Source organism: Psychromonas sp. (genome assembly GCF_983033635.1).
Genome location: NZ_CEZLMY010000205.1, coordinates 4,018 through 5,452 on the forward strand (window position 1 = coordinate 4,018; position 1,435 = coordinate 5,452).

Sequence of the window (1,435 nt, forward strand, 5' to 3'; positions counted from 1 at the left end):
AGATCACTGTTGAACTACATTATGAATAAATCATTGAACTTACCGCAAAACAATTACAGCTTTGCATTGATTACCTTAGCCGGTTTAATTGTTGGCTCGATCCTAACATTTTTATTTAGCGAAGCGTTTTCCACAAATTTATCGCAAACGCTGCTTCTCGCGTTAATTTTCAGTTTATTCTGGCTTGCCTTTTTTAATATAAAAAACTATCGGGAGTCACCTTTACGCAATAGAAAAAGATATAGCGCCGCATTTTGGTCACTGCTTGCAGGTCTACTGATTTACTATGTACTTCCGCAATTTAATGGTTTTGCAATTCCTTTATCTGCAATTGTTATCTGGCCTGCTGCTTTCACTTTGGTATATAAAATAGCTGAACATTTACAGACCCCTAAAGAGGATAAATTTGTTTTTCATAACGGCGCTGAACCGCGGCCTACGTTTCGTGATTTACCCAAAAAACAGATATCAAAAGAGGAGATTGCCTTTCATATCGATAATGATGGACTGGATCCGCAGATTATTTTTAATGTAGAAAAAACCGGTGCGTCACACCTTATTCAGATCAAAGATAGCAGTAATGCAGATCAATTTAGCCATTATTTATTAAAACGTAATGTAATCGTCAAAGAGCTTGGCATCCCGATTGAAGGGGTGATCTTAATGGAAATACAGTTTAATGGGTTAAAAGCTTACTATCAGATAGTTGATGATCTGAATGTGACTGAATCACAACAGTTGAGCTCGATAGATATTGCTTTACTGGAAAACAGCGATGATTTAAATCAGCATATCGAAGCTGCTATTAGCGAGATGTTTAAAGTAAGTTCTCCAGAATCGGCACAAAAAATTAATGTTATTAATTATCAGGCAATGCTTAAGTTCCATATGTATGTTAAGCGTTTGAAAGACAAAGAAAACAGTAGTCTAGATTATTTATCTACTTGTGAAGGTACGCTGGAAATTTGTAATTCGTCGTATGTGGAACTATACAATTGTAATTTGCAAAGTACCTTAACTTCTTGGGTAAACCAAAACGGCTTAATTCGCACCGATCGCGCTGATTCTCAATTGAATATAGAAGATGATGAGCCGCTACGGTTAAACAAGATTAAACTGCATTTTGCCGATTGTTGTTTGACTGATATTCAGCTGCTCAAAAATACCCTAGAAAATGCCAGTATTAAGTTACATTTAACGCTAACAGAATTAAGTGATGGCGAATTAACTGATAATAACAGCACATTGAATCTGCTGATGTCAGATAAAAGTATCACGGTTAGCACTGAGGCTGTTGACGAGGAGGATTTGATCTCTGTAGCGCAATACTTTAAGCAAAAAACATTACAATCATTAATCTAATTATATACCCAAACCACTTCAAGATGCAGGAATCAGCAAGACGATAAATGATGAGATTCTAGGCAGAAGGTTG

At 36.2% G+C, this 1,435-nt stretch carries 1 protein-coding gene; it reads left to right on the forward strand.

Annotated features, from left to right (window positions below; translation table 11 throughout):
• The coding region (locus tag AC4GME_RS16870; RefSeq protein WP_490379841.1) for a VIT1/CCC1 transporter family protein at nt 1-1,362 on the forward strand (1,362 nt) is incomplete at its 5' end.
• Nucleotides 1,363-1,435: the final 73 nt, after the last annotated feature.